Source organism: Microbacterium sp. CGR2, from assembly GCF_003626735.1.
In the GTDB taxonomy this organism is placed as follows: domain Bacteria; phylum Actinomycetota; class Actinomycetes; order Actinomycetales; family Microbacteriaceae; genus Microbacterium.
In genome coordinates this window covers 838,519-860,527 of record NZ_RBHX01000001.1, presented here as the reverse complement: position 1 = coordinate 860,527, position 22,009 = coordinate 838,519, and the positions used below count along the sequence as shown (strand labels likewise).

Here is a 22,009-nt window from a genome sequence, read left to right as displayed (position 1 = left end):
ACAGCGCCGACTCGTCACGACCGAGGTCAGCGTGCAGCCCCGGCTCTCCGCTTGTTCCAGACGTCGAAGGCGACGGCGATCAGCAGGACGAGACCCTTCACGACCTGTTGCGTCGCCTGGTCGAGCCCCATCAACTGCATCCCGTTGCTCATGACGGCCATGATGAGTCCGCCGATGATCGCGCCGCCCACTCGACCGACGCCACCGGTCACCGCGGCCCCGCCGATGAAGCAGGCCGCGATCGCGTCGAGTTCGAACATGTTCCCCGCGCCGGGCTGCGCACCGTTGGTCCGCGACGAAAAGACGACTCCGGCGACCCCGGCGAGCAGACCCATGTTGACGAAGATCCAGAAGTTGACCTTGCGCACGTTGACACCGCTCAACAGCGCGGCGTGCAGGTTGCCGCCGATCGCGTAGACATGGCGACCGAACACGCTCTTCTGCGTGATGACCGAATACGTGATGATCAGCACGGCCAGGATGATCAGGACGAACGGCAGCCCTCGGCTGATCGACAGCTGGTAGCCGAACCACATGACGACGGCCGCGACGAGCGCGATCTTCACGATGAACCAGGGGAGGGCCTCGATCGTCTGCTGGTGCGCGATCTTCGAGCGACGGGTGCGCACCTGCCAGACGGCGTAGCCCACCACACCGATGGCGAAGATCACGAGGGTGAAGACATCGACGCCGTACCCGCCGAAGAACCCGTTGAGGAATCCGTTGGCGATCTGGTAGTAGGTTCCGCCGAAGGGCGAGAGCGACACGTTGTTCAGCACGAGGAACGTGAGCCCGCGGAAGAGCAGCATCCCGGCGAGCGTCACGATGAAGGCCGGGATGCCGACGAAGGCGACCCAGAAGCCCTGCCAGGCTCCGACGAGGAGGCCGACCGCGATCGCCGCGATCACACCCACCCACCACGGGTACTGACCGCGGATCACGACCACCGCGGCGACCGCGCCGGTGAGAGCGACGACCGAGCCGACCGAGAGGTCGATGTGGCCGGCGATGATGATGATCACCATGCCGATCGCGAGGATCAGGATGTAGGAGTACTGCAGGATGATGTTGGTGATGTTCCCGGGAGACAGGAACGTCGGGTTCAGGATCGCGAAGAACGCGACGATCGCGACGAACGCGACGAGGATGCCGCTCTGACGCAGATTCCGCGTCGCGAGACTCAACAGGTTGCTGACGCCGGTCATGGTGCGGCCGTCCTTTCGACAGTCATGAGATGCATGAGGTTCTCCTGGGTTGCCTGGGCGATCGGCACTTCGCCGGTGATCTTGCCGAAAGCCAGTGTGTAGATGCGGTCGCAGATGCCGAGGAGTTCGGGCAGCTCGGACGAGATGACCAGGACGCCCTTCCCCTCGGCGACCAGTCGATTGATGATGGTGTAGATCTCGTACTTCGCCCCCACGTCGATCCCGCGGGTCGGCTCATCGAGGATCAGGACGTCGGGCCCGGTCTGGATCCATTTGCTGAGCACTACCTTCTGCTGGTTCCCGCCCGACAGGTTGCCGACCATCTGGAGCACCGTGGGCGATTTGATGTTCATCTCGGCGCGGTACTGCTCGGCGACCTGCAGTTCTCGGTTGGAGTCGACCCAGCCGCCCGGGCTGATGAGCCGGAGCGAGGCCATGGTGATGTTGTGGCGGATGTCATCGATGAGATTGAGGCCGAACTTCTTCCGGTCCTCCGTCGCATAGGCGATGCCGGCGCGGATGGCGGCGCTGGTGGTCGACGTGTCGACCTTCTTGCCGCGGACGAACACTCTCCCGCTGGCGTTCCGGCCGTAAGTGCGCCCGAAGACGCTCATCGCGAGCTCCGTGCGACCGGCGCCCATGAGGCCGGCGATGCCGACGACCTCACCGGCGCGGACCGTGAGGGAGGCGCTGTCGACCATCACGCGCCCCGGCTGCGTGGGGTGGTGCACGGTCCAGTCCTCGATGCGGAGCACCTCTTCGCCGAGGTTCGGGGTGCGCTCCGGGTAGCGGTTCGCGAGATCGCGACCGACCATGGCGCGGATGATCGTCTCCTGCGTCGAGTCCGGGTCGTTCATGTCGAGCGTCACGATCGTGTTGCCGTCGCGGATCACCGTGGTGCGGTCGGCGATGGCAGCGATCTCGTTGAGCTTGTGCGAAATGATGATCGACGTCATCCCCCCGTCGCGCAGGCGTCGGAGCAGATCGAGCAGGTGCGCCGAGTCGGTGTCGTTGAGGGCCGCCGTGGGTTCGTCGAGGATCAGCAGCCGCACGTTCTTCGACAGCGCCTTCGCGATCTCGATGAGCTGCTGCTTTCCCACGCCGAGCTGAGACACCGGTGTGGTGGGATCCTCGTCGAGTCCCACCTGGGCGAGCAGTCCGGAGGCTTCGGCGTTCGCACGATCCCAGTCGATCAAGCCGCTGCGACCGCGGCGCTCGTTGCCGAGGAAGATGTTCTCGGCGACGCTCAGGTGCGGGATCAGCGCCAGCTCCTGATGGATGATCACGATTCCGACCCGCTCGGAATCGTTGATCGACGCGAAGGTCGCCTCCTCGCCCTCGTAGACGATCTCTCCCTCGTAGCTGCCGTGGGGGTAGACGCCCGAGAGCACCTTCATGAGCGTGGACTTGCCCGCTCCGTTCTCTCCGCAGATGGCGAGGATCTCGCCGGGCCGTACGTCGAGGTTGACGCCTTGGAGAGCCTTCACCCCCGGGAAGCTCTTCTCGATGTTGCGCATCTCCAGGATGGCTGTCGTCATGAGCGGTGTCCTTCCGGTCAAGGCGTGGGGCGCGCCGCCTTCCGGCAGCGCGCCCCACGGTCAGGGACTATTCGGCGACGCCTGCGTCGACCTCGGCCTGTGTCCAGTACCCGGAGTCGACGAGGAGGGGCGTGATGTTGTCCTTGTAGACGATGTCGGACTGCAGCAGGAACGACGGGACGACCTTCACACCGTTGTCGTACGTCTCGGTGTCGTTCGCTTCCGGCTCGTCGCCCTCGAGCATCGCCTCTGCGGCGACGACCGACTGTTCGGCGAGCTTGCGCGTGTCCTTGAAGATCGATGCGAACTGCACGCCCTGGTCGATCAGGCTGACCGAGCCGATCTCGGCATCCTGGCCGGTCACGATGGGAAGGCCGGCCTCGATGTCTGCGCCGAATCCTCCGGTGCCCTGCAGTGCGGTGATGATGCCGCGTGAGAGGCCGTCGTACGGCGAGAGGACGCCGTGGAGTTCGGTGCCGCCGCCGTAGGTCGACGTGAGCAGGTCCTCCATGCGCTTCTGAGCCGTCTCCTGCTGCCAGCGCAGGATGGCCGCCTGCTCGATGTCGGTCTGCCCGGACGGCACGGTGAGCACGCCGTCGTCGATGAACGGCTGGAGGGTGTCGATCGCGCCGTCCCAGAAGAAGTGCGCGTTGTTGTCGTCCAGCGATCCGGCGAAGAGCTCGACGTTGAACGGGCCCTTCTCGCCGGTCTCCTCGCCCTCGGCGTCGAGGACGCCGAGACCGACCAGGAGCGAGGTCGCCTGCTGCACGCCGACCTTGTAGTTGTCGAAGGTGACGTAGAAGTCGACGTGCTCGCTGTCGCGGATGAGTCGGTCGTAGGAGATGACCGGGATGTTCGCGGCGGCCGCGGCATCCAACTGCGACGAGAGTGCCGTGCCGTCGATCGCGGCGATGATCAGGAGGTCTGCGCCCTTGGTGATCATCTGGTCGATCTGCTGGCCCTGGGTGGGGATGTCATCGCCGGCGTACTGAAGCTCGACCTGATATCCGGCTTCCTCGAGTCCGGATTCGACGGCGCTGCCGTCGGCGATCCAGCGCTCAGAGGTCTCGGTCGGCATGGAGACGCCGATGAGCATGTCGCCCTTGTCCGCCGCGGCTTCATCGCCGCCACCGGCGGACGACCCCGCACCGCCTCCTCCGCAGCCGGAGAGCACGAGCGCTCCCGCAAGGCCGAGGGCGGCGATTGCATACTTCTTCTTCATTCCGAGCTCCTTCGCTGTGAACGGCAGCGTCGCTGTTGACGCCAGAGCGAAATCCGGACGAGTCCATCCGATCCGCTCGGAGACACTTTCCTTGAGTTCGAGATCCGAAGTCAATAGTTCGTGATCACTTCGTGACAGTCGGAGAAAACCGCAAGTATTGGGGTTCGAATGTTCGAGTCTCGAAGATACTGGCATATCGGAGGCGCCCGAAACCCGCCATTCCGCTCACCGAATCGATTCGATAAGCTGGTGGCCTCCCCCGATTCATTCCCCAGTTCTGCGAGCCCCTTTCTCATGGCCACCTCCCTCACCACGGGTCGTCCGTGGCGCGTCATCCTCTCCTTCTCGATCCCGCTGCTCATCGGCAACGTCGTCCAGCAGCTGTATCAGTTCGTCGACACGATCGTCGTCGGCAGACACCTCGGCGTCGAGTCGCTCGCGGCTGTCGGTGCGACCGGAAGCCTGCTGTTCCTGCTGCTCGGCTTCGCCTGGGGTCTGACCAGCGGATTCGCCATCCCGATCGCGCAGGCCTTCGGCGGACGGGACGACGCCGCAGTGCGACGGTCGGTCGCGACCGGGGTGCTCCTCACCGGCATCACCAGCGTGATCCTGACAGTCGTGGCACCGCTCATCGCGGCACCCATCCTCGAGTTGCTGCGGACGCCGTCTGAGCTGATGGCCGAGGCCACCGTCTTCACCCAGATCAGCTTCCTCGGCGCCGGCGCCACGATGTTCTTCAACTACCTCTCGGCGATCATCCGCGCGATCGGCGACTCCAAAACGCCGCTGGTGTTCCTCACTGTGTCCTGCGCGCTCAACGTCGGCCTGGTCATCCTCATGGTCGGACCGCTCGCCTGGGGTGTCGGCGGCGCCGCGCTCGCGACCGTCGTGGCCCAGGCGGTCTCGGTGGCACTGTGCCTCGAGTTCGTTCGCCGCCGCCTCCCCATGCTGCACCTGCGTCGCGCCGACTGGCGGATCAGCCGCGCCGACATCGCCGAGCATCTGCGACTCGGGCTCCCGATGGGCTTTCAGGCGTCGATCATCGCCATCGGCACGCTCACGGTCCAGGTCGCGCTCAACACTCTCGGCGCCGACGCCGTCGCCGCATACACGACCGGGGCGCGCGTCGACAGCCTCGCCGTCGCACTGCTTTCGTCGCTGGGCCTCGCGGTGTCGATGTACGCGGCGCAGAACCATGGCGGTCGTCGACCCGACCGCATCCGTCGTGGAGTCGTGGAGGCCGTCTGGATGTCGGTCATCGCGGGTGTCGTGCTCGGAGGACTCCTGATCGCGTTCGGCACCCCGATGGTGCGTCTGTTCGTGGGGGAGGGGTCGGACGAGGTCGTCGAGCTCGCGCATCGGATGCTCATCATCAACGGATTCGGCTACTGGGCGCTCGGAATGCTCTTCGTGCTGCGCGGCGCCCTCCAAGGACTCGGCCACACGTTCATCCCCACCCTGACCGGCGTCGTCGAGCTCGTGATGCGCGTGGGGGCCGCCGTCGTGCTCGGAGCCATGATCGGCTTCGACGGCGTCGCGCTCAGCAATCCGCTCGCGTGGGTCGGGGCCATCGTGTTGCTGGTGCCCGCGTATGTCCGCGCTCACCGTGAGCTCGGACGCCAGCTCGTCGATCCCGCCGAGGCCACTGCGACCTCCACCATGGCCATCGTCGGCCCGACTGACGGCTCCATGGTCGTCGACGCTGTGATCACGCGACCGATCCCGACGGTCCGCGCGTCGCGCTTGCGCCGCCTCTCCCTGACCCGGCGCCGGTAGGCGCGTAGACCGGAGCGGGCGAAAGATCCCTCTGAAGGATGACGCGGATCGGACCAGGGGCGGATGGGCTGCGGGCGATGCCTTCCTAGTGTGGAAGGTGCGGGAGATCCGTGGAAGAGGGGGGACCATGACGAGCTTCAGATTGGCCAATGAACTTGCCGAGGTGTTGGTGCCGATCGGGTACATCGGCGCCGGATTGGCAGCCGTCTGCGCCGTCGTGGCGGGGATCGCGATCATCCGCGGCGCCGGAGGGCTCAGCGGAGGAGCCGTGGGGCTGTGGATCGTGTTCGCACTCATGAGCTTCACGGCTTCCTTCGCCAACCAGTGGGTGCCCGTGCTCGCCGCCTGCCTCGCTCTGGTCGCCATGCTCGTGGTGGGCTGCGTGGTCCGGGGAGTGGTGCTGGCGAATGCCGGACGTTCGCCCGAGCGTGCCTCGGCCGCTACGAAGATCAGCGCTCCGGTCGCGACTTCTGCCGCCAGACCTGTCCTTCGCCCGGCCGAAAGTGCGACCGGAGCCAGGGCGTGAGGCGCAGCTCTGCTCAGGGCTGATCCGCTGGGGGCAGATACCGGCGCGCACCGCCCCTGACGAGCGGATGCTGGGGACATGAGCGAAGACAACCCCATCCCGCACTTCGGTCCCGAGGCCCGTCGGGCGCTGTTCCATGACCGCGTCCTCGTACTCGACGGCGCCCTCGACGACGACAACGGCACGCTGCTGATGACACAGCTGCTCGCCCTCTCGGCGGAGGATCCGGCCGCCGATGTCGCCCTGTGGATCCACTCGCCCGGCGGCTCGGTGCCGTCGATGCTCGCGATCCGCGACATCATGAAACTGGTGCCGAACGACGTATCCACCCTGGCGCTCGGCCTCGCCTGCAGTGCAGGTCAGTTCCTCCTCTCCGCCGGAACCCCGGGGAAACGCCGTGCTCTGCCGCACGCACGCATCCTCATGCATCAGGGATCCGCCGGCATCGGCGGCTCGGCGGGCGAGATCGAGACCCAGGCCGACGACCTCCGCCACATGCGTGACACCGTCCTCGGCCTCATCGCCGAGGACACCGGCCAGCCAGTCGGGCGCATCTTCGACGACTCGCTGCACGACCGCTGGTACACGGCGGCGGAGGCGCTCGAGTACGGCTTCATCGACGAGATCGTCGAGTCGCTGGCCGAGATCATGCCGCGGCGCCGCGCACGCGTCGGACTGGGGGCGGGAGCATGAGCACTTACTCGATCCCCAACGTCATCGCGCAGCATCCGCGTGGCGAACGCATCATGGACGTCTACTCGCACCTGCTCGCCGAGCGCGTCATCTATCTGGGCACGGGGATCGATGCGGGTGTCGCCAACGCGCTCATCGCGCAACTGCTGCACCTTGACGCCGACAGCCCGGAGAGCGGTGTTCAGTTCTACATCAACAGCGAGGGCGGCGATCCCGGTGCGGCGCTGGCGATCTACGACACGATGCAGCACATCCGTCCGCGCATCGCGACGACCTGCGTCGGCCAGGCGATCGGCCCCGCAGCGCTACTCGTCGCGGCGGGAGCTGCCGGCGAGCGGTCAGCTCTGGCGCACGCGCGGATCGTGCTGCATCAACCTGCCGGGCAATCGCGTGGGGCCATCCCCGACCTCATCCTCGCGGCCGACGAGGTCGTGCGTGTGCGTGCCGACATGGAGGCGATCCTGGCCAGACACAGCGGTCGCACGCTCGAGGAGCTGCGCGTCGACACCGACCGGGATCGGGTCTTCACCGCACCGGCCGCCCTGGCATACGGGCTGGTCGATACGGTGCTGGGGGAGCGTTCCGCCGGCTGAGCGGGTGCTGCCGCCCACGGATGCCGACAGCGCCATCCTTCCGCGGCAGCGCCGCTGACGCGGGAGCCCGTTCAGGCGGCGAGCATGAAGGCAGCACGCCCAGCCGAGACCGCGGCGGATGCCGGGACCACGGTGGAACGGAGCTCGTCGGCCACGGCACTCGTGAGTTCGATCAGCGAAGTCTCGAGTGCGCCGCTGATCGCCGCGATCATCTCGCTCGACGGCTCTTTCAGCCCGCGTTCCACCTCGGAGAGGTACTGGGGCGAGACTCCCGCCTTGTCCGCCGTCTCGGTGAGGGTCTCCTCCCGCTCGTGTCGTCGTCGTCGCAGCTGTTCACCCAGCAACTGACGCCACAGCGGCTCGGGCTCGCTCGGCTGCGGGCGGCGGACTCGGGGTGCGCGGGGGAGCGAGACGATATCGGCCATGCCTCAAGATAAGCCGCGGCATCCGACGGCTTCGAGTGGTTCTGCTCAGAGCAGAACCCTGTGGTGTCGTCGAGAGGGGCGCCCGTTCGGGCGTCCGTGGCGCTACAGGGCGGCCGTGATGCCGGGGAGGAGCTTCGACAGGATGGCGGCGAGCTGGCTGCGCTCCTCGTCGGTGAGCGGATCGAGCACCAGTTCGCGGATCTGCGCGACGTGAACCGGAGCGGCCGAGCGCAGGAGCTCGCGTCCGGCGTCCGTCAGTGTCGCCGAAAGCGTCCGCTTGTCATTGCCGCAGGTGACCCGCTCGACCCAGCCGTGCGCCTCGAGTGAGTCAAGAGCGTGGCTGAGGCGGGAGCGGCTGAGCCCGGCGATGCGGGCGAGTTCGGTCATCGTGACCGCGCCATCACCACCGCCGGCGAGCGTGACGAGGATCGCGTAGTGCGCGTGCTTCAGTCCGATCTCCGCCTTGAGCGCGCGGTCGAGCACCTGGGGGAGCAGCTGGACGAAGCGGATCGCCGGCAGCCAGGTCGCCATCTCCGCGTCGTCGAGTCGCCGATCGCTCATCACGCCGCGGACAGGTCGAGGGTGTGCGCGGTGTGATCGCGCTTGGCCTCCAGGTAGCGCGAGTTCGCGTCCGACAGGTGCACTCCCGTGGGCACACGATCCGTCACGCGGATGCCGAGGCTTTCGAGCTGCCTCGCCTTGTCGGGGTTGTTGCTGAGCAGGCGGATCCCGTCCACGCCGACGGACCGAAGCATCTGCGCCGCCACCGTGTAGTCGCGCTCGTCCTCGCCATGGCCCAGAGCGACGTTGGCTTCATAGGTGTCGAGTCCGGAGTCCTGCAGGGCGTAAGCGTCGAGCTTGGCGTAGAGGCCGATGCCGCGACCTTCCTGACGCAGGTACAGCAGGAAGCCGCCCTCGTCGGCGATACGCTCCACCGCCTCGCGGAGTTGAGGCCCGCAGTCGCAGCGCTCGGAACCGAAGACATCGCCGGTGAGGCATTCGCTGTGCGGGCGCACCAGCGGCGCCTCGCCGCCGTCCTGCGCGCGTTCCAGTGCCGCCGACCAGTCGCCCAGAGCCAGCAGCAGATGCTCTCGGCCATCGACGAGGCCCTCGAATGTGATGACGTCCGCGGTCGCCGCGAACCCGTCCGCGAAACGCAGCGGCACCCGAACGCGGGTCCGTTCCGTGGCGCTCGGTGCGACGGTTGAAATTTCAATCATGACCGGTGCAACACGCTCGCCGGAGCGCTATTCCCTCGATGTCGTCCGGAATCTGTCGGCGGCCTCGATAGCCTGACCGGATGAGCAGCTTCGTGACCGCAACCGACCTGAACGATCTTCTCTCCCAGGGCGCTCCCGTGCGGGTGATCGACGTGCGATGGCGGCTGGACCGTCCGGACGGCCGCGACGACTACCTCGCCGGGCACATCCCCGGTGCCGTGTTCGTTCCGCTCGACGCAGAGCTCTCCACGCACGGGGAACCGGTGGAAGGGCGCCATCCGCTGCCTTCGACGCAGACGCTCCAGGCCGCCGCTCGTCGATGGGGCGTGCGTACGGGCGACACCGTCATCGCGTACGACGATGCCAAGGGCGTGTCGGCCGCTCGGGCATGGTGGCTGCTGCGCCAGGCCGGCGTCGATGTCCGTGTTCTCGCCGGCGGGATCCGCGCCTGGAAGTCCGCCGGGCTCCCCCTCGCCACGGACGACGTGTCCCCCGACAGCGGAGACGTCGTGCTGGAAGAGATCGGTCGCGATGCCCTTTCCATCGATGAGGTGGCCGCGTTCCCGGCATCCGGTGTGCTGCTCGATGTGCGCGCGCCGGAGCGATATCGCGGGGAGACCGAGCCGCTCGACCCGCTCGCAGGTCACATCCCTGGCGCGCGCAACCTCCCGACCATGCTCCACCTCGATGCCGAGGGACGGATGCTCGATCCTGAGACCGTGCGAGCGAACTTCGCCGGGGTGGGTGTGACAGGCGCGGCCCCTGTCGCCGCCTACTGCGGATCGGGCGTCACCGCAGCGCACACCGCTCTGGTCCTCAGCGAGATCGGCATCGAGGCGAAGGTGTTCCCGGGATCGTGGAGTCAGTGGTCGAACACCCCGGGCCGGCCGGTCGCCACCGGAGATCAGCCGGGCTGATCTCCGCCGTCGCGGGGACCGTAGCCCCAGAACACCTGAACCGCACCGGGACCGAAAGCGCGGTGGAGGCGATGGACGGATGTTCCCCCGTTGAGCGAGAGCGGGGTGACCGTGATCCCGGACGGCGTCTCCACTCTTTCCTCGCACCAGTCGGGCAGTGCGTCGGGATGGAACCGCGTCCAGATGAGCAGCTCCCTGCACTGGCGGGACACCGCGTGGCCGGTGTCCCGGGTCGGCGGGTAGTCGGCCGGATATTGGGCCGACCATTCGATCATCGCCGTCGCCGGAGCGGTCAACGGCGCTTCGAGTTCGAAGAGCACGCCGTGCACCTGCCCACCCGGGTGCGAGTATCGGGCGGCGATCCGCCCGCCCGACACTGCTTCCAAAGTGGGAGCCGGGGTGCGCACACCCGGCGAGATCTCGAGGAAAGGAGTGGCGGTGATCGTTCCGACGGTGGCTTGGAGCACCGACCGTGTGATCGAGGACGACACCGAGCCGTCGCGCCCGACGTCGGTCACCGAATGAGTGGTCACCTCTCGGGTGGTGTCGGGGTACGGAGAGTCGAGCGACGCGTACGCGTCTCGCACTGCTCTCTCGATCTCCCGTTCGTCGATGGGGAACAGATTGGGGCCCAACGGGCCCGTTCGGTTCGACGTGCGGAGCAGCGTCGTCAACGCGCCGTCATCGAGGCCGACGATCTCTTCGATGCTCGCCACTGCCGAGAGTGACTGCACCCCCTCGGGACGACGGGCGCCGGAACGCCAGTAGCTCAGAGTGGCCATCGACACGCGATTCCCGCGCTCCTCCAGGCGGCGGCGCAACCACGACAGCGTCACCCGCTTGGAGTTGATGGCGTCGCGCAGCGCTGTCGCGAAAGCCTGCGTCTGCGTCATGCCGGCATCGTCGTCGAAACTCATCACAGGCCCCCTCCGGTATGTGAAACACACCGCCTTAGAGTGAGCATACGACTGAGTTCGCGCACCTCAGGGGACCAGGTGAGTGAACAGGTCCGATGGCTGCGTCGTCGAAGGGCAGGGTGCCCGACTCTGCGAACGAACAGTCTGACGCGGTGATGCCCCCCTCGCCGCGTGCATCGTGAAGCCCGGCGTGCGATCTGGGGAGATCCGCCGGGCTTCACGAACGCCCTGCCCGACCTCAGGTTCGACGGCCCTGAACCCCCGCGTAGACTGGGGGGAACACCCTCGGAGGACTCTGGCCAGTCATGTCTGCCCCTGCTCGCGCATTCACCATGCGACACGTTCAGCTGTTGCGCGCGCTGTTCGCGGCGATCGCCGCCGTGATGATCACGTTCTCGTCCGACCACTCCGCGCCGGTCGGCCTCTCCGTCTTCAGCGGCTTCGTCTTCGTGACGGCGTTGGTCCAGGTGCTCGCCGCCTGGCTCGTGCTGCCGGCGGGGTCGCGGTGGTCGTCCGTGCTGCTCGCCGCGGTCGGGATCGTCGCCGGCATGGTCAGCGGCATCCCCGTCTGGCGCTCAGATGACCTGTTCTTCATCGTCGTCATCGGGTGGGCCGTCGTCAGCGGTGGCATCGAGCTCCTTGCCGGCATCCGCGCACGGCGCACGAACGACCCGTTGGCGCGCGATGCGATCACCGTCGGCGCGTTCGGTGTTCTGCTCGGCATCCTGCTTCTGCTGATCCCGTCCGGGTTCGTGCAGGAATACACGATCGACCAGGCCGGCACCTTCGTGCTCTCGGGCATCATCCTCGGGGTCGGCATGTTCGGCGGCTATGCGGCGATCGTCGCGGTGTTCCTCGGCATCGCCGGTCTCACGCCGAAGAACGCGGATGCCGTCGTCGACGAACGATCCGCACTGCCCGACACCGGTGTCGCCGCCCCGAACGCTTCCGACACCGATCACAGCGCAGCCTCGGCCGAGCGCGGAGGAGACCGATGAGCGACGAGAAGCCGACCCGCCGGGACATCCTGCGACCGCTGCACCTGCTGGCCATCGCCCTGGGCTGCGGGATCTTCGCGATGATCGTCACCCTGATCTCGACGGGTGCCTTCACTTTGAACGTGAACACGGCGATCGCCGACGGCTCCTACGACGGGCTCACGCCCGTGGTGCTGGGGCTCGTGGTGGGCGGGGGCGCCTTCATCGTGACGCTGCTGATCCTCGCGATGCTGATCCTCGCCGTCGACCCGGCCGACGTCACGAAGACGATCGATCGTCCGGTGCTGTTGGACCCCGAGCCTGACGACGAGACTCCCGACTCCGAAGCATCGGACCGTCCCGCGTCCTCGTGAGGCATCCTCGGCGCTCTTCCGTGTTCCGGAATAGAGGCAGGGAGGATCAGCTTGTCTCTGAGGTGACTGCCTCCGTCGAACGCGCCTCCATCGGGTTCCGGTCGGCGCGAGGGCCCATTCTCGGAGCGCTGATGCTCGCGACCGGGCTGATCGCCATCGATGCCACGATCCTCGCGACGGCCGTGCCCAGCATCGTGCGCGATCTCGGGAGCTATCAGCAGTTCCCCTGGCTGTTCTCCGTCTACTTGCTTGCGCAGGCGGTGAGCGTCCCCATCTACTCACGGTTCGCCGACACCATCGGACGCAAGCCGATCATCCTCCTCGGCATCGCCCTCTTCCTTCTGGGTTCGGTCCTCTGCGGTCTCGCCTGGAGCATGCCGGCGCTCATCGTGTTCCGCATCGTCCAGGGGCTCGGCGCCGGGGCAGTCGCGCCGATGGCCATGACGATCGTCGGCGACATCTACACGGTCGCCGAGCGCGCCAAGGTGCAGGGCTACATCGCGAGCGTCTGGGCGATCTCATCGGTCGTCGGGCCTGCGCTCGGCGGCATCTTCGCCCAGCTCGAGGCGTGGCGGTGGATCTTCTGGGTCAACGTCCCGCTCTGCCTGATCGCGGGGTGGATGCTGCTGCGCAAGTATCACGAGGAGAAGCAGACGAAGCGTCACCGCATCGACTATGCCGGTGCGCTGCTCCTCACCGTCGGCCTCACCGCGCTCATCCTCGGCATGCTCGAGGGAGGGAACGCCTGGGCGTGGTTCTCGGTGCAGAGTGCGCTCTGCTTCGGAGTCGGCGTGGCTGCTCTCGCGGTCTTCGCGGCTGTGGAACGGCGCACGGTCGAGCCGGTCGTCGATCTCCGACTCGCTGCGCGTCCGCTGATCCTGACCACGACCATCGTCTCGATGGGCGTGGGAGCGTTGATGATGGGCGTGACGAGCTTCGCCCCGGCCTACCTGGAGGGATCCATCGGCATCGCGCCCCTGCTGTCAGGGCTCGCCGTGGCCGCCCTCACCCTCGGTTGGCCCCTGTCCGCCGCGAACGCAGGACGGCTGTATCTCCGCATCGGCTTCCGGCGCACCACGCTGATCGGCATGAGCATCGCGACGATCGCGGCCATCACCCTCGCGGCGGTGTCCTCCTGGCCGAACGTGTTCGTCGTCGCCGCGGTCGCATTCGTGTTCGGCTTCGGGCTCGGCTGGAGCGCGGCCCCGACGCTGATCGCCGCTCAGGCGTCGGTCGGCTGGGGCGAGCGCGGCGCCGTGACGGGCATGAACGCCTTCGCGCGGTCCGCGGGCAGTGCCGTCGGGGTCGCCGTGTTCGGGGCGATCTCGAACACGGTGATCGCCCAGGGCGGGGGCCCGGAAGACCCGGACACGATCATCCGAGCCTCGGTCTGGGTGTTCATCGCGGTGGCGATCACCGCGGCTCTCACACTGCTCGCGGCGGTCTTCATGCCGAAGGATGACCCGGAGAGCCTTTCCGGCGGCGCCGGCGGCAGTGGTGCCGGACAACCCGAACTACGCTGATACACCTGTCGGTAGTTTGCACAGATGTCGGGAGACTTCCGGCGTTCCGTCCCTGCATCCGTGATTTCCTCCGACAGGTGTAACGCTGCGGAGACTCGTTCAGCGGGCCAGACGCTCGGCGATGCCCGTGTAGGTGGCAGGAGTCAGGGCGAGGAGGCGTTGCTTCGCAGCATCCCCGATCTCCAGCTTCTCGACGAAGGCCGCCAGGTCGGCGCCACCGACGCGGTGGCCACGGGTGAGTTCTTTGAGCAGGGCGTACGGGTCGCTGATCGTCGAGCGGCCCGCGACGACCTCGGCGCGGATGACGGTCTGGATCGCCTCGGCGAGCACCTCCCAGTTCACGTCGAGGTCGGCGAGGAGGACATCGCGCGACAGCGAGATGGCGTTCAAACCCCGGCGCAGGTTGTCGAGCGCGAGGAGCGAGTGGCCGAAGGCGACGCCGATGTTGCGCTGCGTGGTCGAGTCGGTGAGGTCTCGCTGCAGGCGGCTCGTGACGAGCGTCTGGCCGAGCGAGGCGAGCAGCGCACCGGAGAGCTCGAGGTTCGCCTCGGCGTTCTCGAAGCGGATCGGGTTGATCTTGTGCGGCATCGTCGACGAGCCGGTGGCTCCGGCGACCGGGATCTGCGCGAAGTAGCCGAGGGAGATGTACGTCCAGATGTCGGTGGCGAGATTGTGCAGGATGCCGCCGGCATGGCGTACGCGGTCGTAGAGCTCGACCTGCCAATCGTGCGATTCGATCTGCGTGGTGAGGATGTTGAAGCCGAGCCCGAGACCCTCGATGTACTCGCGGGCGATGGTCGGCCAGTCGGCGTCCGGGTCGGCCGCCAGGTGAGCCGACCAGGTCCCGGTCGCGCCGGAGAACTTCGCCAGATAGTCGGAGGCCGCGATCTGACCGCGCACGCGCTCGAGGCGCCAGGCGAAGACGGCCAGTTCCTTGCCCATCGTCGTCGGCGTCGCGGGCTGACCGTGCGTGCGTGCGAGCATCGCGGCATCCGCGTGCTCGACGGCGAGTTCGCGGAGCTTCGCGATGACGGTGTCGAGCGCGGGCAGCCAGACCTCTTCGACAGCTCGCTTCACCGTGAGCGCGTACGACGCCGAGTTGATGTCCTCGCTCGTGCAGGCGAAGTGGGTGAGTTCGGCGACGGCGTCGAGTCCGAGCGTTGCGAGACGGTCGCGCACCAGGTACTCGATCGCCTTCACGTCGTGCTGGGTGACTGCTTCCTTCTCGGCGAGCCAGTCGATCTCGTCCTGCCCGAAGTCGCGGTAGAGAGCGCGCAGGCGCTCCTTATCGGCATCCGAGAGCGGGCTCGTCTCGAACAGGGAGCGATCGGTGAGTGCGATCAGCCACTCCACCTCGACCTCGACCCGCGCGCGATTCAGACCGGCCTCGGAGAGGAAGTCGGCGAGTCCGGTGACGGCGCCACGATAGCGACCGTCGAGCGGGCTCAGAGGCTGGGGCGGGAGCGAAGGCTGGAAAGTCAGGGGAGTCCTCCTGATCGGGCCCCTCAGAGGCGGGGCGTGCGGGGGAGACGCAGAGCGGGTTCGAGCTGGCGGAACAGGCCCCGAGTCGCCGTCTCAATCATACTGAGCACTGAATCGAACATTTCCGCGCCCGCGTAGTAGGGGTCGGGGACGTCGTGGGTCGATGCGTCCGGGTCGAAGGCCAGAAGCAGCGTGACCTTGCCCTCTTCGTCTTCGTCGCGCGCCCACTCGCGGAGGATGCGTTCATGGGTGCGGTCGAGGGCGACGACCAGATCGTTCTCGGCGAAGGATGCCGCGGTGAATTGGCGTGCTCGGTGCTGGGAGCCGTCGTACCCGTGGCGGGCGAGGGAATCGACCGTGCGGTGGTCGGCACGTTCCCCGAGGTGCCAGTCGCCGGTTCCCGCGCTGCGGGAGACGATCCGCGCGCCGAGTCCCTGGCGCTCCGCGAGGTCGCGGAACACGGCCTCGGCCATGGGAGAGCGGCAGATGTTCCCCGTGCAGACGAAGATCACGCGGAAGACAACCGGGGACGACACTCACCCATTCTGCCCCTCTGGGGCTGTCCTGCACAGACGCGTCCGGACGCCCGCTCTCCACCGGCCGGGTGAATCGGCTGCGTGAGAAGAGTGCCGCCCGCGGATGCTGGATCCATGCACTCCTTCCTTCCCGCCGGCGGTGGCGGCGTCTCGACAGATCTGTGGGCCTGGGTGTCCGCGCGACAAGACCTTCGTGGTGCGATCGCGGCGGTGGAATCAGCAGGAGCTGAGCTGAGGCCGCTGGCCGATGCAGCGAACTGGCAGTCCGACGGGATGCGCGCACTGCACGACCTTCTGCTGCAGCTGGGCGATCGCACGGGCTCGCAGGTGGGAGACCTGTCGGTGCGTGAGTGGGAGCTGGAAGCGGCGGTCCTCGCGTGAGCGGCGAACTCGAGATCGATCATGGCGGCGCGATCGCCGTGGACACCGATCAGTTGCGCGACGTCGGTGCCCGAATGGCGGCGATCGTCTCGCATTACGACGAGGCGCGCGCGGCGATCGAGAGCGCCTACGCGGTGATCGATGCCACTCCTGCTCTGCGGGAGCACGTCGATACGGCTGCGTTGCGAGTCAGCGGCGAGCGTGTGCGCGCTCTGAGCACCGAGATCGAGGAGGCGAGTGCGGGGACGCTCCTGATGGCGGATGCGTTCGAGGTCGTCGAGCTGCGGGCCGAAGCAGAAGCGCTGGCGGTCACCGACTCCGCCGCCGCCCAGGCGCTTCAGGCGCGGATCGACCGGATGGTGGCGGCCGATGAGCGCATCGGGAAGATGGCGGATTGGCTCGTGGCGGGCTGGAAGCTGGAGAGGTTCGAGGGGCTGGGCAGCCAGTGGAACATGGGTGGGCTGCTGCCGCCGATCTTCCTGGCGGGCGCGCTCGTCGGTGTCACAGCCGGGGTGGGAAAGGTGCTGCCGGGCATGACGCTGAAGGGAGAGTCCGAGCCGGTCAGGGTCACACCGGTGAAGTCCTCTGCCCCGGCCGCCCCGCCGGCGAGCCTCAAGGGCGCGCTCGGGCGGATGCCCTCGACTCCGGGCGCACAGATCGCTGTCGAGAAGGCGACCATGGCCGACGGCTCGACCTCCTACACGGCGTACATCGTCGGGACGCAGAACTTCGCGCTCAATGATGCCGGTGGCGCGGAGCCGTGGGACATGAAGTCGAACGCGGAGCTGTACACCGGTGAGATGTCGGCGTCGTATCAGGCGACGCTCGATGCGCTGGCGGCGGCGGGCGCGAAGCCCGGAGACCGCGTCGATGTCTTCGGTCACTCCCAGGCGGGCATGATCGCCACTCATCTCGCGATGGAGAGCGACTACGAGGTTCCTCTCGTGGTGACGGCGGGCAGCCCACCGAGCCGACATTGGGCGATGACCAGATGCTCGTCCAGCTCGCGCACACCGACGACGTGATCAGGTCGATGGCCGGAGGAGGCTCGCCTGCCGGCACCGGGTCGCCGGACAGCTTCACGGCGACGAGGGTGGGCGACCCGAACGCGGGCATCCAAGACATGTCGCTGCGTACGCACGCGCTCGAGACGTACCGGGAGACGGCGGCAATGGTCGACGCGTCACACGACCCCCGTGCGGAAGCGCTCGACAAGCACTGGGCGAAGCTCGGCGAGGCGGTGTCGGTCGAGCGGACGGAGTATCGGGCCGAGCGGTTGGAACCCACTGAATGACCATCCTCGCCACGGGTCTGTCAGAGGTGTACGGTCGGTGTATGACCCGCACCAACATCGACATCGACGATGATCTCGTCGGCGAGGTCATGCGACGTTTCGACCTCTCCACGAAGAAGGAAGCGGTCGACCTCGCGCTCCGCCGTCTCGTGGGGGTGCCTCTTACCAAAGACTTCCTCCTGGGCCTGCGAGGAAGCGGCTGGAGTGGCGACCTTGATGCGATGCGGGATGATCCGCCGACCGGATCGACTGCGGAGTGATCCTCGTCGACTCATCCGTCTGGATCGCGTACCTCCGAGACGCCGACTCTGCGGTGGTTGAAGCGCTTGAGACTCTGCTCTCCTCAGAAACCGAAGTGGCGATCACGGAACCTGTCGTGATGGAGCTGCTCGCCGGCGCGAGAAGGCCCGCCGAGTTGGCGCGGCTCGAGGCTCTCACGAACGGGCTGCCACTGATTCCGATCGAGCCCGCGAGCGACTACCGGGATGCTGCGGGGCTGTATCGGGCATCCGCGGCGAACGGACACCCGATCCGGAGCATGACCGACTGTGTGATCGCCGCGGTCGCCATTCGTCGCCGGATGTCGTTGTTGCAGCACGACCGCGACTTCGCCTACCTCGCCGCGATCAGCCCGTTGCGCCTGCATCCGTTCGAGGCCTGACCGCGAACGCAGACCTCCTCAGTCGCGGCGCGACTTCTTGTTCTGCGGACGCAGGATGAAGCCGAAGACGCCGTTGATGACCGAGATGATGAGGGCGGCGACGACGCTCCACCAGAAGTGGCCGACCTCGAGTCCCCAGCCGAATCCGCTCGTGATCCAGGCAGTGAGCCAGAGCAGGAAGCCGTTGATCACGAAGCCGATGAGCCCGAGGGTGAGGATGTACAGCGGGAAGGCGACGATCTTCACGACCGTGCCGATGATGGTGTTCACCAGCGCGAAGATCGCGGCGACGGCGAGCAGGGTCAGCACGACCTGCAGCGTCTCACCGGGAGGGAAGGCGCGAAGCGTCACCTGCAGCACCGGGATCAGGGTGACGACCCAGATGGCGAACGCGTTGACGACGACACGGATGATGAAGCGCATAGTGCCATCAGTCTCGCATGAGAGGCCCGCGTTGTCAGTGATTCCAGGGAGTCAGCGGATGTGCTCTCCGACGCGCTCGACGGCACTCGTAGACTCATCCACGTGACCGACCCGATCCTGCCCCGCATCCGCCCTGCCATCGCCGCCCTCGCGCCGTACCGTCAGGGCAAGCAGGCAGGCCCCGCGGCCTTCAAGCTCTCCAGCAACGAGAACCCGTTCGACCCCCTGCCGTCGGTCGTCGAGGCGCTGCAGCACACGACGCCGATCAACCGCTACCCGGATGCCACCGCCGGCCGGCTGCGTGAGCGACTCGGTGCCCGCTACGAGGTCGACCCCGACCAGGTGCACGTCGCCGCCGGAAGCGTGTCGATCCTGCACCAGCTCATCCTTGCGACGGCATCCGTCGGCGATGAGGTGATCTACGCGTGGCGCTCCTTCGAGGCCTACCCGAGCCTTCCGCTGGTCGCCGGGGCCACCGGGGTGCAGGTCGCGCTGACGACCGACGCCCGGCACGATCTCGACGCGATGGCGGATGCCGTCACCGACCGCACCCGCACGATCATCCTGTGCACGCCCAACAATCCCACCGGCCCGATCATCACCAGCGCTGAATTCGCCGCCTTCATCGCCCGTGTGCCGAAGGACGTGCTCGTCATCCTCGATGAGGCGTACGCCGAGTTCGTGACCGCTCCGGACGCGGTCGACGGTCTCGCGGAGCGCGTCTTCGAGCAGCATCCGAACGTGGTCGTCCTGCGCACCTTCTCCAAGGCCTACGGTCTCGCCGGACTCCGGATCGGATATGCGATCGGCAACGTCACCGTTCTCAACGCGGCGAGGGCGACAGGGGTGCCGCTCTCGGTCACCTCTGCCGCTGAGAACGCAGCGATCGCCAGCCTTGACGCCGAAGCGGAGCTCCTCGAGCGCGTCGCACACATCGTCGAGCGTCGGACGCGCCTGGTCGAGGGGCTGCGCGCGCAGGGCTGGGACGTCCCGGACGCCCAGGGGAACTTCGTCTGGCTGCCGACCGAGGGGCAGACCGACGACGTCGCGGCGGCCCTCGTCGACGCCGACCTCATCGTGCGTCCCTTCTCCGGCGACGGCATCCGCATATCCGTCGGCGAGCATGAATCCGTGGACAAGGTCCTACAGGTTTCCGAATCCATTGTGCGGACTCTCCAGGCCGACCCTCGGAACCTCGGATAGCGTGGAACGGTGACCTCGTCAGAGACTGAACTCGTCCGCGTCCTGGATCAGGACGGTCGCTTCGCGCCCAGTCCTGCCGCCGAGCAGTACCTGCCACTGATCGAGGCGATCGGTGACGCCGAGCTCGAGCAGTTCTACCGCGAGATGGTGATCATCCGCGCCATCGACACCCAGGCCACCAACCTGCAGCGGCAGGGGCAGCTCGCGCTGTGGCCGCCGAGCCGGGGGCAGGAGGCGGCGCAGGTGGGTTCCGCTCTCGCCAGCCGTGCGCAGGACACCATCTTCCCCTCGTACCGTGAGCACGCGGTCACCCGGATCCGTGGCGTCGATCCGCTCGACATCATCAAGCTCATGCGGGGCGTCTCGCATGGGGGCTGGGACCCCACGGATCCGAAGAACGGCAACACCCGGCTGTACACGCTGGTACTCGGCTCGCAGGTGCTGCACGCCACCGGCTACGCGATGGGCCTCGCCTTCGATGGCCGCAGTGGTACGGGGAACCCGGAGCGCGACGAGGCAGTGGTCGTCTACTACGGCGACGGCGCCTCCAGTCAGGGTGACGTGCACGAGGCCATGGTGTTCGCGGCGAGCTACCAGGCCCCCGCGGTCTTCTTCCTGCAGAACAACCACTGGGCCATCTCGGTGCCGGTGTCGACGCAGTCCCGTGTGCCGTTGGTGCAGCGCAGCGCCGGCTACGGCATTCCGAGCGTGCGCGTCGACGGCAACGATGTGCTGGCCAGCTACGCCGTCTCGCGTGTGGCTCTCGAGGAGGCGCGCGCCGGCGGTGGCCCACGCGCCATCGAAGCGGTGACGTACCGTCTCGGGGCGCACACGACGAGCGACGATCCGACGAAGTACCGCGGGAGCGACGAAGAGGATTCCTGGGCGTTGCGCGACCCGATCGTGCGGATGCGCACGTTCCTGGAGGGCCGTGGCGCGGCGGCATCCTTCTTCGCCGATGTCGATGCGGAAGGCGCGGATGCCGCCGAAGATCTGCGCGCCCGCACAGTGGAGCTCGGTCCGCCACCGGTCAGCAGGATGTTCGACCACGTCTACAGCGAGCCGCACCCGCTGATCGCGGAACAGAAGGCATGGCACGCCCGCTACGAGGCGTCGTTCGAGGAAGGCAGCAAGTGACTCTCGAGACGATGCCGCTCAGCAAGGCGATGAACGCCGGTCTGCGCAAGGCGATGGAGAACGACCCGAAGGTCCTGCTCATGGGTGAGGACATCGGCAAACTCGGCGGAGTGTTCCGCGTCACCGAGCATCTGCAGCGCGATTTCGGTGACCGACGTGTCATCGACACCCCGTTGGCGGAGTCGGGAATCGTGGGTACCGCCATCGGGCTCGCGATGACCGGGTTCCGTCCCGTCATCGAGATCCAGTTCGACGGGTTCGTCTTCCCCGCATTCGACCAGATCACGACTCAACTGGCGAAGCTCACGAACCGGCACGAGGGTCGGCTGTCGATGCCGATCGTCATCCGCATCCCGTATGGCGGACACATCGGAGCGGTCGAGCACCACCAGGAGAGCCCGGAGGCCTACTTCGCGCACACCCCGGGTCTGCGCGTGGTCTCGCCATCGACTCCGAACGACGCGTACTGGATGATCCAGGAGGCCATCGCCTCGAACGATCCCGTCATCTTCATGGAGCCGAAGAGCCGGTACTGGCAGAAGGGCGAGGTCGAGCTCGACGCCTCCGCCGTCCCACTGCACGCGTCCCGGGTCGTGCGTACCGGCAGCGACGTGACTCTCGTCGGACACGGCGCCATGGTGACGACACTGCTGCAGGCGGCCGCGCTCGCCGAGGGTGAGGGTACGAGCTGCGAGGTCGTGGACGTCCGTTCGCTGTCGCCGGTCGACTACGAGCCGATCCTCGACTCTGTGCGCAAGACCGGCCACATGATCTACGCGCAGGAAGCCCAGGGGTTCTCGAGCGTCGGCAGCGAGATCGCCGCGACCGTCATGGAGCGTGCTTTCTACGCGCTCGAAGCGCCGGTGCTGCGCGTCTCCGGCTACGACACCCCGTTCCCGCCCGCCAAGCTCGAGGGCGCATACCTTCCGGATGCCGACCGCATCCTCGAAGCCGTCGATCGCTCGCTGGCATACTGACCTCGTCGT

26 protein-coding genes are annotated in these 22,009 nt (G+C 67.3%); 16 read left to right on the top strand and 10 right to left on the bottom strand.

The window, feature by feature from the left end; translation table 11 throughout:
- Positions 1-26 precede the first annotated feature (26 nt).
- The 3 genes from mmsB to chvE form a co-directional block, all read right to left on the bottom strand.
- Entirely contained in the window at positions 27-1,205 is a 1,179-nt protein-coding gene (gene mmsB, locus D7252_RS04425; RefSeq protein ID WP_120774284.1) for a multiple monosaccharide ABC transporter permease, read from the bottom strand.
- Entirely contained in the window at positions 1,202-2,743 is a 1,542-nt protein-coding gene (mmsA, locus tag D7252_RS04420; RefSeq protein WP_120774283.1) for a multiple monosaccharide ABC transporter ATP-binding protein, read from the bottom strand. The genes mmsB and mmsA overlap by 4 nt, the downstream gene beginning before the upstream one ends.
- A gap of 67 nt (positions 2,744-2,810) precedes the next feature.
- Positions 2,811-3,965 (bottom strand): multiple monosaccharide ABC transporter substrate-binding protein, encoded by a 1,155-nt coding sequence (gene chvE / locus D7252_RS04415; protein ID WP_120776796.1) that lies wholly within the window; start codon positions 3,963-3,965, stop codon positions 2,811-2,813.
- A 294-nt stretch (positions 3,966-4,259) separates the two neighbouring features.
- Here chvE and D7252_RS04410 point away from each other — a divergent pair, with 294 nt between their 5' ends.
- From D7252_RS04410 to D7252_RS04395, 4 genes are all read left to right on the top strand, one after another.
- Positions 4,260-5,741 (top strand): MATE family efflux transporter, encoded by a 1,482-nt coding sequence (locus D7252_RS04410; protein ID WP_120774282.1) that lies wholly within the window; start codon positions 4,260-4,262, stop codon positions 5,739-5,741.
- Positions 5,742-5,868: 127 nt separating this feature from the next.
- Entirely contained in the window at positions 5,869-6,267 is a 399-nt protein-coding gene (locus tag D7252_RS04405; protein ID WP_120774281.1) for a hypothetical protein, read from the top strand.
- Between the two features lie 78 nt (positions 6,268-6,345).
- Positions 6,346-6,960 (top strand): ClpP family protease, encoded by a 615-nt coding sequence (locus D7252_RS04400; RefSeq protein ID WP_120774280.1) that lies wholly within the window; start codon positions 6,346-6,348, stop codon positions 6,958-6,960.
- The gene (locus D7252_RS04395; protein ID WP_120774279.1) at positions 6,957-7,553 is read left to right on the top strand and encodes a ClpP family protease; all 597 of its coding nucleotides are present in this window, start codon (positions 6,957-6,959) and stop codon (positions 7,551-7,553) included. Before D7252_RS04400 ends, D7252_RS04395 begins: the two co-directional genes overlap by 4 nt.
- Before the next feature lie 71 nt (positions 7,554-7,624).
- Here D7252_RS04395 and D7252_RS04390 read toward each other — a convergent pair whose 3' ends face one another.
- From D7252_RS04390 to ribA, 3 genes are all read right to left on the bottom strand, one after another.
- Positions 7,625-7,978 (bottom strand): helix-turn-helix domain-containing protein, encoded by a 354-nt coding sequence (locus D7252_RS04390; RefSeq protein WP_120774278.1) that lies wholly within the window; start codon positions 7,976-7,978, stop codon positions 7,625-7,627.
- A 102-nt stretch (positions 7,979-8,080) separates the two neighbouring features.
- Positions 8,081-8,539 carry a MarR family winged helix-turn-helix transcriptional regulator gene (locus tag D7252_RS04385; protein WP_120774277.1) on the bottom strand — a complete coding sequence of 153 codons (459 nt, stop codon included), beginning with the start codon at positions 8,537-8,539 and terminating at the stop codon, positions 8,081-8,083.
- The gene (gene ribA, locus D7252_RS04380) at positions 8,539-9,198 is read right to left on the bottom strand and encodes a GTP cyclohydrolase II (protein WP_120774276.1); all 660 of its coding nucleotides are present in this window, start codon (positions 9,196-9,198) and stop codon (positions 8,539-8,541) included. The genes D7252_RS04385 and ribA overlap by 1 nt, the downstream gene beginning before the upstream one ends.
- 80 nt (positions 9,199-9,278) lie before the next feature.
- Here ribA and D7252_RS04375 point away from each other — a divergent pair, with 80 nt between their 5' ends.
- Positions 9,279-10,115: a sulfurtransferase gene (locus tag D7252_RS04375; RefSeq protein ID WP_120774275.1), complete on the top strand. Its 837-nt coding sequence runs from the start codon at positions 9,279-9,281 to the stop codon at positions 10,113-10,115.
- Here the strand turns inward: D7252_RS04375 and D7252_RS04370 are convergent.
- Entirely contained in the window at positions 10,103-11,032 is a 930-nt protein-coding gene (locus tag D7252_RS04370) for a hypothetical protein (RefSeq protein ID WP_120774274.1), read from the bottom strand. The genes D7252_RS04375 and D7252_RS04370 overlap by 13 nt on opposite strands.
- 305 nt (positions 11,033-11,337) lie before the next feature.
- On the opposite strand from D7252_RS04370, the gene D7252_RS04365 reads away from it, so the two are divergent.
- The 3 genes from D7252_RS04365 to D7252_RS04355 all read left to right on the top strand — a co-directional run bounded on the left by D7252_RS04365 (position 11,338) and on the right by D7252_RS04355 (position 13,906).
- A complete protein-coding gene (locus D7252_RS04365; RefSeq protein WP_120774273.1) occupies positions 11,338-12,030 on the top strand; it encodes an acyl-CoA synthetase in 693 nt (230 codons plus the stop codon).
- Positions 12,027-12,383, top strand: coding sequence for a hypothetical protein (locus D7252_RS04360; protein WP_120774272.1), 357 nt, complete (start codon positions 12,027-12,029; stop codon positions 12,381-12,383). The genes D7252_RS04365 and D7252_RS04360 overlap by 4 nt, the downstream gene beginning before the upstream one ends.
- A gap of 62 nt (positions 12,384-12,445) precedes the next feature.
- Positions 12,446-13,906 (top strand): MFS transporter, encoded by a 1,461-nt coding sequence (locus D7252_RS04355; RefSeq protein WP_183055173.1) that lies wholly within the window; start codon positions 12,446-12,448, stop codon positions 13,904-13,906.
- Between the two features lie 99 nt (positions 13,907-14,005).
- Here D7252_RS04355 and purB read toward each other — a convergent pair whose 3' ends face one another.
- Both purB and D7252_RS04345 read right to left on the bottom strand, forming a co-directional pair.
- A complete protein-coding gene (purB, locus tag D7252_RS04350; protein WP_120774271.1) occupies positions 14,006-15,388 on the bottom strand; it encodes an adenylosuccinate lyase in 1,383 nt (460 codons plus the stop codon).
- 23 nt (positions 15,389-15,411) lie between these two features.
- Positions 15,412-15,861 carry a low molecular weight protein-tyrosine-phosphatase gene (locus D7252_RS04345; RefSeq protein WP_251050969.1) on the bottom strand — a complete coding sequence of 150 codons (450 nt, stop codon included), beginning with the start codon at positions 15,859-15,861 and terminating at the stop codon, positions 15,412-15,414.
- A gap of 177 nt (positions 15,862-16,038) precedes the next feature.
- Here D7252_RS04345 and D7252_RS04340 point away from each other — a divergent pair, with 177 nt between their 5' ends.
- From D7252_RS04340 to D7252_RS04320, 5 genes are read left to right on the top strand one after another with little or no spacing between them, the layout of a single operon-like run.
- Positions 16,039-16,305 carry a hypothetical protein gene (locus tag D7252_RS04340; protein WP_120774270.1) on the top strand — a complete coding sequence of 89 codons (267 nt, stop codon included), beginning with the start codon at positions 16,039-16,041 and terminating at the stop codon, positions 16,303-16,305.
- On the top strand, positions 16,302-17,330 hold the full coding sequence (locus tag D7252_RS04335) for a hypothetical protein (RefSeq protein ID WP_120774269.1): 1,029 nt from the start codon (positions 16,302-16,304) through the stop codon (positions 17,328-17,330). Before D7252_RS04340 ends, D7252_RS04335 begins: the two co-directional genes overlap by 4 nt.
- The gene (locus D7252_RS04330; RefSeq protein ID WP_120774268.1) at positions 17,297-17,599 is read left to right on the top strand and encodes a hypothetical protein; all 303 of its coding nucleotides are present in this window, start codon (positions 17,297-17,299) and stop codon (positions 17,597-17,599) included. Before D7252_RS04335 ends, D7252_RS04330 begins: the two co-directional genes overlap by 34 nt.
- Positions 17,600-17,640: 41 nt before the next feature.
- Positions 17,641-17,859, top strand: coding sequence for a type II toxin-antitoxin system VapB family antitoxin (locus D7252_RS04325; RefSeq protein ID WP_120776793.1), 219 nt, complete (start codon positions 17,641-17,643; stop codon positions 17,857-17,859).
- Positions 17,856-18,260 (top strand): PIN domain nuclease, encoded by a 405-nt coding sequence (locus D7252_RS04320; RefSeq protein ID WP_183055171.1) that lies wholly within the window; start codon positions 17,856-17,858, stop codon positions 18,258-18,260. Before D7252_RS04325 ends, D7252_RS04320 begins: the two co-directional genes overlap by 4 nt.
- An 18-nt stretch (positions 18,261-18,278) precedes the next feature.
- Here the strand turns inward: D7252_RS04320 and D7252_RS04315 are convergent, their stop codons facing one another.
- Positions 18,279-18,683, bottom strand: coding sequence for a phage holin family protein (locus tag D7252_RS04315; RefSeq protein ID WP_120774266.1), 405 nt, complete (start codon positions 18,681-18,683; stop codon positions 18,279-18,281).
- 102 nt (positions 18,684-18,785) lie between these two features.
- On the opposite strand from D7252_RS04315, the gene D7252_RS04310 reads away from it, so the two are divergent.
- Genes D7252_RS04310 through D7252_RS04300 form a run of 3 tightly spaced genes read left to right on the top strand, consistent with a single transcriptional unit; the run spans position 18,786 to position 22,000 of the window.
- Entirely contained in the window at positions 18,786-19,886 is a 1,101-nt protein-coding gene (locus D7252_RS04310) for a histidinol-phosphate transaminase (RefSeq protein WP_120776792.1), read from the top strand.
- Positions 19,887-19,895: 9 nt separating this feature from the next.
- Positions 19,896-21,023 (top strand): thiamine pyrophosphate-dependent dehydrogenase E1 component subunit alpha, encoded by a 1,128-nt coding sequence (locus D7252_RS04305; RefSeq protein WP_120774265.1) that lies wholly within the window; start codon positions 19,896-19,898, stop codon positions 21,021-21,023.
- Positions 20,978-22,000, top strand: a complete 1,023-nt coding sequence (locus tag D7252_RS04300; RefSeq protein WP_120774264.1) for an alpha-ketoacid dehydrogenase subunit beta — start codon at positions 20,978-20,980, stop codon at positions 21,998-22,000. The genes D7252_RS04305 and D7252_RS04300 overlap by 46 nt, the downstream gene beginning before the upstream one ends.
- Positions 22,001-22,009 lie beyond the last annotated feature (9 nt).